The organism is Bradyrhizobium sp. S3.12.5 (genome assembly GCF_040548225.1).
Classification (GTDB): domain Bacteria; phylum Pseudomonadota; class Alphaproteobacteria; order Rhizobiales; family Xanthobacteraceae; genus Bradyrhizobium; species Bradyrhizobium cytisi.
The window spans coordinates 328,451-340,600 of the sequence record NZ_JBEPRF010000003.1 but is presented as its reverse complement, the minus strand read 5'-3'; the positions used below and the strand labels follow the sequence as shown (position 1 = coordinate 340,600).

15 protein-coding genes are annotated in these 12,150 nt (G+C 63.9%); 11 read left to right on the top strand and 4 right to left on the bottom strand.

What is annotated here, in order from left to right; all coding sequences use genetic code 11:
* Nucleotides 1–86 precede the first annotated feature (86 nt).
* Both ABIC09_RS05705 and fghA read left to right on the top strand, forming a co-directional pair.
* Entirely contained in the window at nt 87–707 is a 621-nt protein-coding gene (locus ABIC09_RS05705; RefSeq protein WP_354035419.1) for a response regulator, read from the top strand.
* Nucleotides 708–795: 88 nt separating this feature from the next.
* A complete protein-coding gene (gene fghA, locus ABIC09_RS05700) occupies nt 796–1,641 on the top strand; it encodes an S-formylglutathione hydrolase (RefSeq protein WP_354108655.1) in 846 nt (281 codons plus the stop codon).
* A gap of 33 nt (nt 1,642–1,674) precedes the next feature.
* Here fghA and ABIC09_RS05695 read toward each other — a convergent pair whose 3' ends face one another.
* Nucleotides 1,675–2,178, bottom strand: a complete 504-nt coding sequence (locus tag ABIC09_RS05695; RefSeq protein WP_354035417.1) for a DUF3280 domain-containing protein — start codon at nt 2,176–2,178, stop codon at nt 1,675–1,677.
* Between the two features lie 127 nt (nt 2,179–2,305).
* On the opposite strand from ABIC09_RS05695, the gene ABIC09_RS05690 reads away from it, so the two are divergent.
* From ABIC09_RS05690 to ABIC09_RS05665, 6 genes are all read left to right on the top strand, one after another.
* The gene (locus ABIC09_RS05690; RefSeq protein ID WP_354108654.1) at nt 2,306–3,487 is read left to right on the top strand and encodes a lanthanide ABC transporter ABC transporter substrate-binding protein PedA1; all 1,182 of its coding nucleotides are present in this window, start codon (nt 2,306–2,308) and stop codon (nt 3,485–3,487) included.
* Nucleotides 3,472–4,455 (top strand): YVTN family beta-propeller repeat protein, encoded by a 984-nt coding sequence (locus ABIC09_RS05685; protein ID WP_354035415.1) that lies wholly within the window; start codon nt 3,472–3,474, stop codon nt 4,453–4,455. The genes ABIC09_RS05690 and ABIC09_RS05685 overlap by 16 nt, the downstream gene beginning before the upstream one ends.
* Complete coding sequence (locus tag ABIC09_RS05680) at nt 4,452–5,258, top strand: lanthanide ABC transporter ATP-binding protein PedB/LutE (protein ID WP_354083296.1); 807 nt, start codon at nt 4,452–4,454, stop codon at nt 5,256–5,258. Before ABIC09_RS05685 ends, ABIC09_RS05680 begins: the two co-directional genes overlap by 4 nt.
* Complete coding sequence (locus tag ABIC09_RS05675; protein WP_354083297.1) at nt 5,255–6,103, top strand: lanthanide ABC transporter permease protein PedC; 849 nt, start codon at nt 5,255–5,257, stop codon at nt 6,101–6,103. The genes ABIC09_RS05680 and ABIC09_RS05675 overlap by 4 nt, the downstream gene beginning before the upstream one ends.
* The gene (locus ABIC09_RS05670) at nt 6,100–6,714 is read left to right on the top strand and encodes a hypothetical protein (RefSeq protein ID WP_354083298.1); all 615 of its coding nucleotides are present in this window, start codon (nt 6,100–6,102) and stop codon (nt 6,712–6,714) included. Before ABIC09_RS05675 ends, ABIC09_RS05670 begins: the two co-directional genes overlap by 4 nt.
* A 136-nt stretch (nt 6,715–6,850) precedes the next feature.
* Nucleotides 6,851–7,150, top strand: a complete 300-nt coding sequence (locus ABIC09_RS05665) for a copper-binding protein (RefSeq protein ID WP_148756488.1) — start codon at nt 6,851–6,853, stop codon at nt 7,148–7,150.
* A 165-nt stretch (nt 7,151–7,315) separates the two neighbouring features.
* On the opposite strand, the gene ABIC09_RS05660 is transcribed toward ABIC09_RS05665, so the two are convergent.
* Nucleotides 7,316–7,873, bottom strand: a complete 558-nt coding sequence (locus ABIC09_RS05660) for a PQQ-dependent catabolism-associated CXXCW motif protein (RefSeq protein ID WP_354108653.1) — start codon at nt 7,871–7,873, stop codon at nt 7,316–7,318.
* Nucleotides 7,870–8,748, bottom strand: coding sequence for a substrate-binding domain-containing protein (locus ABIC09_RS05655; RefSeq protein ID WP_502917643.1), 879 nt, complete (start codon nt 8,746–8,748; stop codon nt 7,870–7,872). The genes ABIC09_RS05660 and ABIC09_RS05655 overlap by 4 nt, the downstream gene beginning before the upstream one ends.
* A 260-nt stretch (nt 8,749–9,008) precedes the next feature.
* Between ABIC09_RS05655 and ABIC09_RS05650 the strand changes: the two genes are divergently transcribed.
* A complete protein-coding gene (locus tag ABIC09_RS05650; protein WP_502917646.1) occupies nt 9,009–9,800 on the top strand; it encodes a quinoprotein relay system zinc metallohydrolase 2 in 792 nt (263 codons plus the stop codon).
* Between the two features lie 97 nt (nt 9,801–9,897).
* The gene (locus ABIC09_RS05645; protein WP_354035409.1) at nt 9,898–10,707 is read left to right on the top strand and encodes a quinoprotein dehydrogenase-associated SoxYZ-like carrier; all 810 of its coding nucleotides are present in this window, start codon (nt 9,898–9,900) and stop codon (nt 10,705–10,707) included.
* A gap of 14 nt (nt 10,708–10,721) precedes the next feature.
* Here the strand turns inward: ABIC09_RS05645 and ABIC09_RS05640 are convergent, their stop codons facing one another.
* On the bottom strand, nt 10,722–11,081 hold the full coding sequence (locus ABIC09_RS05640) for a hypothetical protein (RefSeq protein ID WP_187435430.1): 360 nt from the start codon (nt 11,079–11,081) through the stop codon (nt 10,722–10,724).
* A gap of 120 nt (nt 11,082–11,201) precedes the next feature.
* On the opposite strand from ABIC09_RS05640, the gene ABIC09_RS05635 reads away from it, so the two are divergent.
* Nucleotides 11,202–12,149 carry an ABC transporter substrate-binding protein gene (locus tag ABIC09_RS05635; protein ID WP_354108692.1) on the top strand — a complete coding sequence of 316 codons (948 nt, stop codon included), beginning with the start codon at nt 11,202–11,204 and terminating at the stop codon, nt 12,147–12,149.
* Nucleotide 12,150: the final 1 nt, after the last annotated feature.

Genomic DNA, 12,150 nt, shown 5'->3' with positions numbered 1-12,150 from the left:
GAGGCGCGCGTCCGTCTCGTCCGGAATCATGCGGCGCGAAAACAGGCAAATTCTTTCACGGGGATGCGCTGTCACGGGGAACGCCTATGCGCATTCTGATAGTCGACGATCATCCCATTGTCGCTTCCGGCTGCCGCGCGGTGCTGGCCGACGAAGGCGAGATCGAGATTTTGGAGGCCGCCGATGCCGAAGACGGCGAGTGCGTGTTCATCGTCGAGCGCCCCGACCTCTGCGTCATCGACATCAACCTGCCGACCGTCTCCGGCTTCGAGCTTGCGCGCCGCATCCTCGAACGCGCGCCTGATGCCCGCATCATCATGTTCAGCATGAACGACGACCCGGCCTTTGCCGCGCGCGCGATCGAATGCGGAGCCAAGGGCTACGTCTCCAAGACCGGCGACCCCGACGATCTCGTTGAGGCGATCCGCACCGTCGGCGGCGGCGGCACTTATCTTCCGAGCGCGATCGCGCGCAGCATCGCCTTCGCAGGGCCCATGCTGGCGCAAAGCCCGCTGTCGAAGCTGAATGCGCGAGAGATGGAGATTTTGCGGCTGCTCAGCGCGGGAAAGAGCCTGTCCGAGATCGCCTGGCTGGTGCAATCGTCCTACAAGACGGTCGCCAACACCTCCTCGATCATGCGCCAGAAGCTCGGGGTGAAGACCTCGGTCGAGCTGGTGCGGCTGGCGATCGACAGCGGTGTCGCCTGACCCTGGGTCAGCCTTTGCGTTCCCGCGCTAATTCGGACACTCGAGCATTGCATTCTTGATGTGGTGAGATGCCACGGAGCAAACCGGCATGACGATCCAGACTGTCTCGACCAACACTTCCTATGGCGGCGTACAGGGCGTGTATCGCCATGCGAGCCAGGCGACCGGCACCGACATGGTGTTCTCGGTCTATGTTCCCCCGCATGCCGACGGCACCAGGCTGCCCGTGGTCTGGTATCTCTCCGGCCTCACCTGCACCCATGCCAACGTCACCGAGAAGGGCGAATTTCGCAAAGCCTGCGCCGAGCTCGGCCTGATCTTCGTCGCGCCCGACACCAGCCCGCGCGGCCCCGACGTGCCGGGCGACGCCAACAATGCCTATGATTTCGGCTTGGGCGCGGGTTTCTACGTCGATGCGACCGAAGCGCCGTTCGCGCGCAATTATCGCATGTGGAGCTATGTCACCGACGAGCTGCCGAAGCTCGTGGCGGGACATTTTCCAGTCGATGCCAAGCGGCAATCGGTGATGGGCCATTCCATGGGCGGCCACGGTGCGCTGACCGTGGCGCTGCGCAACCCCCACCGCTATCGCGCCGCAAGCGCCTTCGCCCCGATCGTGGCGCCGTCGCAGGTGCCCTGGGGCATCAAGGCGCTGACCGGCTATCTCGGACCGAACAAGGATACGTGGCGCGGCCATGACACGGTGGCGCTGATCGAGGATGGCGCGAAATACGCAGGCTTCCTGGTCGACGTCGGCGAGGCCGATAATTTCCTGAAGGAGCAGCTTCGTCCCGAACTGCTGCAGGCGGCCTGCAACAAGGCCAACATCCCGCTGACGCTTCGGCGTCAGCCGGGCTACGACCATAGCTACTATTTCATCTCGACGTTCATGAGCGACCATCTGCACTGGCATGCGGAGCGGCTGAAGGGGTAGCTTCTTCCTTCTCCCCCTGTGAGGGCTTTGCACCTACTCCGGCTTGCCGTAATTCGGCGCGAGCAGGCGGTTGCGGATCAGATAGCTCATCGTGCGCGACCAGGATTCGTCGGTGTTGCCGCGCATGTCGGCGCTTGCCGCGGTGATCATGTTGCCGGTCTTCACGTCGCGCAGATAGATGTTCAGATTGATGATCAGGTTCGAGACCTTCTGCACCATGCCGGTGATCTCGAGGTCAGCACCGAGCTCTCCGGCAAGCTTGAGGTCGCAACCGCCGCAGGCCTGCAGATTGGCGTGACTGGCGGCATCCCTCACCGGCGCGATATCGAGCAGCTGGAACCGGCCTGAGTCGGCCAGTTGCTTGCGCAACTGGTCGCTGATATGCGCGAGCCGCGCCTCTTCCGGCCGGGAGCCGTAGAACTCGCCGGGCAGGCTGGTGTCGATCAACTCGAAATCGAACACGGCAAGTTTTGGCGGATCGGCGGCTGCCTGCGAACCCATCAGCAGCAAAGCCGCGAAACATATCAGCGCTCGCATGATCGTGATTCCGCCTGTCGTGTCGCGACGACCAAATGCGGGGTTGCATGCCCGGCCAAATCGGTCATGCTTCAAGAGAGACAATTCTTCACCGACGGTCAAGCCGGGGAGGACGTCAGGAGGAAGCATGATCCGATGGTTGCTCGGCCCGATCGGCCTGTGTCTGGCAGCGATGCAAGCGCTCGCGGCCGACCCGGTCACGATCGGCGTCGGCTATCTCGGTGTCGCCGGCACCAGATCGACGCTCTCGCTGGTCGAGCAGCCCACGGACAATGATGGCGTCGCCGGCGCGAAGCTCGCGATCGAGGACAACAACACCACAGGGAAATTCCTGAACCAGCGCTTCACGCTGGAGGAGCGCCGCATTAGGGAAGGTGAGGACGTGGTCCAGGCCGCGACCGCGCTCGCAGAGCACAACGGCTTCATCATCACCGACCTGCCGGCCGATGCACTGTTGAAGGCCGCCGACGCCTTGCGCGACCGCGGCACGCTGCTGTTCAACGCCGGCGCAATCGACGAGCGGCTACGCGAGGCCGATTGCCGCGCCAATGTGATCCACGCCGCGCCGACACGCTCAATGCTGGCCGACGCGCTCGGCCAGTACCTGGTGTGGAAGCGATGGCCGCGCTGGCTGCTGGTGGTCGGCTCGCATGACAAGGACAAGCTATACGCCGATGCACTCCGTCGCGCCGCCACGCGCTTTGGCGCCAAGATCGTGCAGGAGCGGACCTTCGAGGACACCGGCGGCGCGCGCCGCACGGACTCGGGCGTGACGCTGATCCAGCGGCAGATGCCGGTGTTCACGCAAGCCGCGCCCGCCTACGACGTGCTGGTCGCCGCCGACGAGAGCGAGGTATTCGCAGCCTATCTGCCTTACCGCACCTGGGATCCCCGCCCCGTCGCGGGCTCGGCCGGCCTGGTGCCGCGCAGCTGGGACGCCGCGCAGGACCAATGGGGCGCGACGCAGATGCAGAACCGCTTCATGAAGCTCAATTCGCGGCGCATGACTGCGCTCGACATGCAGGCCTGGACTGCCGTGCGCATGATTGGCGAGGCCACCTCGCGCACCAATTCCGGCGACGTCAAGAAGGTCACCGATTTCATCAAGGGACCGGACTTCTCCGTCGCCGCCTTCAAGGGCACCAAGCTGACGCTGCGCGACTGGAATCTCCAGCTCCGCCAGCCGATCCTGCTGGTCGACGGCCGCATGGTGGTGTCGGTGTCGCCGCAGGAAGGATTTCTGCACCAGGTCTCCGAGCTCGACACGCTCGGCTACGATCGCCCGGAGAGCAAATGCAAGCTGAAATGAGGACACGGATGTTGCGTGTGGGATTGCTGTCCGGATTGGTGCTCGTCGCGGCGCCCGCGCATGCCTTCATCGCCTATGTCTCGAACGAGAAGAGCAACACGGTGTCGGTGATCGACACCGAGAGCTGGGCCGTGACAAAGACCATCAAGGTCGGCCAGCGCCCGCGCGGCATCGAGTTCACGCGCGATGGTAAATTCGTGATGGTCGCGGTCGGCGACGACGATACCATCCAGGTGATCGATGCCAAGACGCAAGCCGTTGTCGACACCCTGCCCTCCGGGCCCGACCCTGAATTGTTCACCCAGGATGCCGCCGGCAAGACACTCTATGTCGCCAACGAGAACGACAATACGGTGACGGTGATTGATCTGGAGAAGCGTGCACGCCTCGGAGACATCCAGGTCGGCGTCGAGCCCGAGGGCATGACCATCAGCCCGGACGGGAAGATTCTGATCAACACGTCCGAGACGACCAACATGGCGCATTTCATCGACACCGCGTCGCGCCAGATCGTTGCCAATGTGCTGGTCGATGCCCGGCCGCGCTTTGCCGAGTTCAAGCACGACGCGTCCGAATTGTGGGTGTCCTCCGAGATCGGCGGCACCGTGTCGATCGTCGACCCGCAGAAGCACGAGGTCATCGGCAAGGTCAATTTCGAGATTCCCGGCTTGAGGAAGGAGGCGATCCAGCCGGTCGGTATCGGCATGACCAAGGATGATAAAACGGCGTTTGTCGCGCTCGGCCCCGCCAACCGAGTCGCCGTGGTCGATGTCGCCACGCGCAAGGTGACGAAATATCTCCTGGTCGGCCAGCGCGTCTGGCACATGGCCTTCACGCCGGATGAAAAATACCTGCTCACCACCAATGGCGTGTCCAACGACGTTTCCGTCATCGACGTCGCCGCGCAAAAGGTGATCAAGACCATTCAGGTGGGCGAACTGCCCTGGGGCATCACGATCGCGCCATGACCAGCCCCGCTCCCATCGCCGAACTTCGCGAGACGCCACGGCCTGATCCGGCCGCGGTGCCCGCGCTGTCGATCGACGGCGTCAGCCATTCCTATGGCCCGCGCCGGGCGCTGATCGACGTCTCTTTCAACGTGCAACCCGCGAGCTTCACCGCCTTGCTCGGCCTCAACGGCGCGGGCAAGAGCACGCTGTTCTCGCTGATCACGCGGCTGTTCGGCATCCAGGCCGGCCGCGCCGGTATTTTCGGCCATGACATCAGCCTTACGCCCGGCGAGGCGCTGCGGCTGCTCGGCGTCGTGTTCCAGCCGCGCACGCTCGATCTCGATCTGTCGCTGACGCAGAACCTGCTCTATCACGCCGCCCTCCACGGCATCAGCCGGCGCGAGGCGGCTGCGCGCAGCGCCGAGCTGCTCGCGCGCATTGGCCTCGCCGATCGCGCCGCCAGCAAGGTGCGCGATCTCTCCGGCGGGCAGATGCGGCGACTGGAGATCGCCCGTGCGCTGCTGCACCGGCCGCGGCTGTTGCTGCTGGACGAACCGACCGTCGGCCTCGACGTCAAGGCACGCGCAGACATCATCAGCCATGTCCGCCAGCTCGTGACGGAGCAAGGCATCGGCGTGCTCTGGGCCACGCATCTGTTCGACGAGATCATGCCCAGTGACGACCTCGTGGTGCTGCACCAGGGCAAGGTGCTGGCACAGGGCCCGATGAGCCGCGTCATGACCGAGGCCGGCGCGCAGGACGTCAACACCGCCTTCATGCGCCTGACCGGTGCGCAAGTGATGCCGGGAGGCGGCGCATGAGCAGCATCACCACGCGCGACGCGCCGCGCGGCTTCTCGGCGTCCGAGTACATGACCTGCCTGACCGGCATCGTCTGGCGCGAGGGGCTGCGCTTCCTGCATCAGCGCGAGCGCTTCGTCTCGGCACTGGTGCGGCCGCTGGTGTGGCTGTTCATCTTTGCCGCCGGGTTCCGCCAGGTGCTCGGCATCTCCATCATCCCGCCCTACGAGACCTACATCCTCTACGAGGTCTTCATCGCGCCGGGACTGATGGCGATGATCCAGCTCTTCAACGGCATGCAGTCCTCGCTCTCGATGGTCTATGACCGCGAGATGGGCAATATGCGCACGCTGCTGGTGAGCCCGCTGCCGCGCGGCTTCCTGCTGTTCTGCAAGCTGCTCGCGGGAACCGCGGTGTCGCTGCTCCAGGTCTATGCGTTCCTGATCATCGCCTGGTTCTGGGACATCACGCCTCCCACGATCGGCTATCTCACCGTCCTGCCGGCGCTGATCCTGTCCGGGCTGATGCTGGGCTCGCTCGGCATGCTGATCTCGTCCGGCATCAAGCAGCTCGAGAACTTTGCCGGCGTCATGAACTTCGTGATCTTCCCGATGTTCTTTGCCTCCTCTGCGCTCTACCCGCTCTGGCGGGTGCAGGAGGGCAGCCCTTATCTCTATTATGTCTGCCAGGCCAATCCGTTCACCCATGCGGTCGAGCTGATCCGCTTCGCGCTGTATGGACAGATCAACTGGATCTCGCTCGCCGTGGTCGGAGCTTGCACAATCGTCTTCATGATCGCCGCGATCTATGCCTATGATCCCTCGCGCGGGCTGGCCCGACGCGGGCCCGCGGGAGGCGAAGGATGATGGTTCGGACACTTGCCGTGGCAGCCATTGCGTTCGCGGTCTCGACCGCCGCCGCACGCGCAGCCGATCCGCGCTATCCCGACTGGCCCTGTTCGCAGGCCAAGGTTCCGGACATCTCGCTCGCCGCCGTCTGGGCCGGTCCTGCGCTCGACGACGCCGAGAGCAAGTGGAAGGACGACAGCAAGGTCAGCGCGCTGGTCTCGAAGCTGGCAGCGCGCAAGACGCCGCTGGACGAGGCCGAGAGGTCGATCAAGGAATTTTTGGGCGGCTCCGCGGCCGACAAGACCGCCAACGCAAAACTGCTGTTCGCCGGCCTGTTCGACACGCTCAACGCCCAGCGCTCGCAAGTCATGAGCGGGCTCGAACGCGTCAGCCGCAAGCAACGCGAGGCCGCCGACAAGATCCGCGAGGAGACCATCCAGCTCCAGGCGCTCCAGGACGCAACGCCGCGCGACGACGCCAAGGTCGATGCCATGAGCAACCAGCTGATCTGGGAGACCCGCATCTTCGAGGATCGCCGCAAGGTGGTGCGCTTCGTCTGCGAGGTTCCGACCGCCATCGATCAGCGCCTGTTTGCGCTCGGCCGCGTGATCCAGCAGGAGATGGAATAGCGTCAGCCCTGCTGGCGGCTTTCACAAAAGTTCCCGCGATTTCAATGCGATCATTAATGTTTGCCACGCTATCTGCCGGAACCAAATCGATCTAGGATGGCTTGTCGATGTGAACATCCAATGCCGGGAGGCCTCGATGGGAACAGCAAGATTCATCCTCGCAGGCGCTGCAGCCATCAGCATGCTCGCGTCCTCCGCTTTTGCCGACGACATGACCGGAATGGTCACCAGCATCAATCGGCTCAACAATACGATCTCGATCCAGCAGACGCAGAAGGGCACGGTCGGCGGCAGTGCCGGCGGCGCCGGCGCGTTGCAGCAGTACAAGGCTAAGGACGCCGCGATGCTGGATACCGTCCATGCCGGCGATCGGGTGACGTATTCCGCGACCGACGCTGATGGCTCCGGCACACTGACGAAGTTGCAGAAGCAGTAGGGCTGGGTTTCGCTGCGGAGGTTGCTCGCCGCGGGTCGATCCGGCTGACGGATGCAATCGGCTTCCACATCGTCGTTGCGAGCGCAGCGAAGCAATCCAGAATCTTTCCGTGGAGGGACTCTGGATTGCTTCGCTGCGCTCGCAATGATGGAGGAATCGAGCCACTCACTGCTCCGGCCGTGGCTCCGGCTGTGCCTCCTCTGTTGGCAGCTTCGCATGCTCCCAGCCGTCGGTGCCCTCGGGATACCAGGCGACGTTGGCATAGCCGTAAGCGAGCGCGCGCTTGGCGGCGTTCCAGGACATCCAGCAATCGGCGAGGCAATAGATCACGAGCAGCGCGGCCTTGTCGCCATGCGACGCTTGCGCGAGACCGCGCTGGAGATAATCGTCCATCGCCGATGGCAACGCGCCGTAGCCGGTATCCGGCAGCCAGATGCTGCCGGGTATGTTTTTCCGGGGTGCATCGCGCCAGACCGTCCCTGCTGGAAGGTTCTTTGGCTTCGGCGCGCGCGGCAGCACGTCGATGAAGACGCCGCTCTTCGCGCGCCAGATCGCCTCGGCCTCCGCCGTCCTCAGCACGCGCGCGCCTTCCAGCGTCGCCGGCACCGGCGCGCGGTAATTGTCGGTGCGATAGCCTTCGGGCTCGAACGGCTCCTGCTGCTGCGCCAAAGCCGGCACCGCCAGGGCGGCGGCGACGAGCGCGCCGGCAAGAGGCCGCCTCATGGCGCCTTCTTGGCCGTCCCCGCACCGAGCGGCCGATCGTTTTCATCCAGCAGCGGCACGCCGAAGTCGAGCAGGATCTTGTTGATCTCGCCCTGGTTCTCCTGAATCAGCTTGTTGAGCTGCCGTTTCCAGTTCTGGTCGACGGCGCGCACGCCCATGCCGATACGGTACACCAGTTTTGGACCGGTGGTTTCCTTCACCAGCGGCGTCACGTGCAGCGAACCGACCTTCTTGGCGTAGTACCCTGCCATCGGTCCCCACAGCACGCCGGCGTCGATCTTACTGGCAGCGAGGTCGTCGATCATGGCCTGCGCCGAATTGTCGTAGCGCGTGTCGATCATCAACGGATAAGGTTTTGCATCGCCCATCAGGCCTGCGATGGCCATGTTGGTCGCGGGTGGCGTGCCGGCGACGATGCCCACATGCTTGCCCTTCAACTTCGGGTCTTCGAGCGTGTCGACGTCCTCCAGCCCGCTGCCCGCTTTCGCAACCAGCGCGTACGATGTGCGATAATACGGATTGGTCCCCTGGACGAGATCGTCGCCTTGCGGGAAGCCCATGATGACGTCGCAGCGATGCGCACCCAGCGTCATGCGCACGAAGCCCGTGGCCTGCGGGAAGAAGACGTAGTCGAGCTTCTTCTGAAGCTTGTCCGCGAACAGCTCGGCGAGCTTGTTCTCGATTCCCTCGCCCTTCTCGTTGGAGAATGGAAGGTTGCGCGGATCGGCGCAGACGCGCAGCACCTTGGGGTCGACCAGCTCGAACGAGAGGTCACCACTATCGGTCGTCTGCGCGCGGGCGACGTCGCCGATCGCACAAGATGCCGCCATCACACACAGTGAAAACAACCAGCGACGATGTCGTCCGGCCTCCATCGCGCTTCCTCCTCATTTCATTCGAATGCTATCCATGCAACGCAGGACGCACCATGTTTGCCAAACTTTGCGTTGGCTTGTTGTGCTGCAGTGCAATGCGGCAAGCCCTGAACTGAGGCGGAAACGTGTCGCATCTCACGTCAAAGATCGCAGCCCTGTCCCTGCTGGGACTCGCGACGGTAGCACGCGCCGGGGCGGCCGAATTGCCTGTGAGCGAAGTCGCACCGGGAATCTTCGTGCACTCCGGGACCATCGCCCTGATGACCCGCGAGAACGAGGGCGATATTGCCAATGTCGGCTTCGTCGTCGGCGAGGATGCGGTGGCCGTGATCGATACCGGTGGCAGCCTTCGTGAAGGCGAGGCGCTGCTGGCCGCGGTGCGAGCCCGCACCAGCAAGCCGATCCGCTACGTCATCAACACCCACGGCCATCCCGACCACGTTTTCGGCAATGCGGCCTTCATCGCGGACGGAACCAGCTTCGTCGGCCACAGCAAGCTGCCGCAGGCGCTGGCGACGCGCGGGCCGTATTATCTCGATAGTTTCCGGCGCATCATGGGCGGCGAACTGATCGATTCCGTGAAGATCGTGCCGCCCACTGTGCTGGTTAAGGACGTCATGGCGCTCGATCTCGGATCGCGCCGGCTGACCTTGCGGGCATGGCCGGCCGCGCACAGCGACAATGACCTGACCGTGTTCGACGAGACGACCAAGACGCTGTTCGCAGGCGATCTGGTCTTTCTCCGCCACATTCCGGTGGTGGATGGCAGCATTCGCGGCTGGCTCGCCCTGCTGAAGGAGCTGGAGGCGGTTCCGGCGGTCCGCGTCGTTCCCGGTCACGGCCCTGTGAGCGACTGGCCAGCGGCTTTGACCGATGAGCGGCGTTATCTCTCGACACTGCTGTCGGACGTCCGTGCCTCGAACAAGAAGGGCGAGCCGATCCGAACCGCCGCCGAAAAAGCAGCCGCGACCGAGCGGTCGCATTGGGAACTGTTCGACGACTACAACGCCCGCAACGCAACCGCAGCATTTTCGGAAATTGAATGGGAGTAGCGGACGCGCTACGTTGTCTCCGGGATCAGCTACGCTGACTCCGAGATCAGCTACGTTGACTCCGAGATAACTGCGTCGTCCGCACAGGACCATCATCATGGGCCATACACTCCGCCTCATCGCCGCACTGGCCGGCATCGCCTTCGCGTTGCCGGCGAGCGCCGAAGAGGCCTACGATCCCTGGCCGGGCCTGGTGCAGGATATCTTCAGCAACCGTCCGATGAACGATGGCAACAATGTCATCGCCATCGAGATGCCCTATCGCGCCGAGGATGCCGCCATCGTGCCGGTGACCCTGCGCAGCAAGCTGTCGCCGGGCGATGCGCGCCGCATCCGATCGATCACGCTGGTGATCGACCGCAACCCAGCGCCGATGGCCGCGAAATTCGAGCTTGGCGCGGATGCCAATATCACCGAGATCTCCACGCGCGTGCGTGTCAACAATTACACGGACGTTCATGCGGTGGCGGAGCTCAGCGACGGCCAGCTTTACGTCTCAAAGACCTATGTGAAGGCGTCGGGCGGCTGCTCGGCGCCGGCGGGAAAGAACGCGGAAGAGGCCCAGAACCGCCTCGGCCAGATGCGCTACCGGCAATTCGCCCGCGAGGAAGCGCCGGCGAGCCGCATCCGTGAAGCGCAGATCATGATCGGCCATCCCAACAATTCCGGCCTGCAGATGGATCAAGTCACGCAGCTCTATATTCCCGCCTTCTTCGTCAACCAGCTGAAGCTGACGCAGGACGACAGCCTTGTGCTGTCGATCGAAGGCGGCATCTCGATCTCGGAAGATCCCAATCTGCGCTTCACTTACGTGTCCAACGGCGCGAAGCGATTCCGCGCGGAGGCCAAGGACACGGATGGGCACATTTTCCGGAATGAGTGGGACGTGGAGAAGCCGGGGACGTAGGTCTCTATCTTCAGCTAGAAACACCTCACCTCAGCCTCAGCCTGCGCCCGCCGCAAATCATTCACGGCCGAATTCGCCTGCTCTGATGTCCGGAATTGGGTGCCGAGATTACCCTGGACCTGAGACATGCTGAGCGCGGTCTCGGCGGTGACATAGCGCTCGTAAGAGACAATCGAGGCGACCACGTCGATCGAGCAGGAGCATTGCTCGATCGCCTGCCGCGTCTCGCCATTGGCTTTCATGCAGCCATAGACATATTCCGCGCGCGCCGACGTCGGATAATCATTGGGCTCCTCGGCCCGCGCCGCGTAGACGGTCGCCGCGAGCACGATCATAGCGGCGACAATCGGTCGTACCTGTCCCGCAAAACTCATGAGCGTCCTCCCACTGGTTGCGATGGAAGCTATGCTATGCGTATTGTCCTGAAAAGCACTCCCTTCGAGGAAATGGCTCACAAGGTGATCAGAGTTTTGGCACGAATATTGGCGCTCGCGATGATGCTGGCACTGACGCTGGGCACCTCGGCTCGTGCCGCGGACACCATCCGCCTGGCGGTGCAAAAGACCGGAACATTCTCCTGGGAACTGGCCACCATGCGCGAGGCCGGGCTCGACAAGGAGGCCAACCTGGCGCTGGAAGTCACCGAGCTTGCGAGCCCCGAGGCCGGCAAGATCGCGCTGCGCGCCGGCAATGCCGACATCATGTTGTCGGACTGGCTCTGGGTGTCGCGCGAGCGCGCGCTCGGCGCCAAGCTCACCTTCTATCCTTATTCCAGCGCGCTCGGCGCGGTGATGGTGCCCGCGGCCTCGCCGATCAAGACGCTTGCCGACCTGAAGGGCCGCAAGCTCGGCGTCGCCGGCGGCCCCATCGACAAGAGCTGGCTGCTGCTGCAGGCACAGATGAAGCAGGACGGCATCGACCTCAAATCGGATGCAACCATCGCCTATGGCGCTCCGCCCCTGATCGCCGCCAAGGCGCTCGACGGCGAGATGGATGCGAGCCTGAATTTCTGGAATTTCTGCGCCCAGCTCGAGGCCAAGGGTTTTCGGCGCCTCGCCGGCATCGAGGAGATTTTGCCGAAACTCGGCGCCAAGGGCGCGGTGTCCGCCGTCGGCTACGTCTTCGACGAGAGCTGGGCCGCGAGCCATCGCGACGCCGTGGCGCGTTTCATCGCCATGGCCCGCAAGGCCAAGCAGCTGCTGGTCACCTCGGATGTGGCCTGGGACAAGATCGCCCCGCTCACCGGCGCGAGCGATCCGGCCATGCTCAAAACCTACCGCGACCGCTATCGTGACGGCATTCCACGCCGGAACATCAACGATGAGGAAGCGGATGCGCGCGTGCTCTATCGCGTGCTGGCCGAGATCGGCGGCCGCGACCTGGTCGGTCCGGCGGCCGAGCTCGATCCCGGCACGTTCTATCACGTAGTGCCCGGAGACTGAG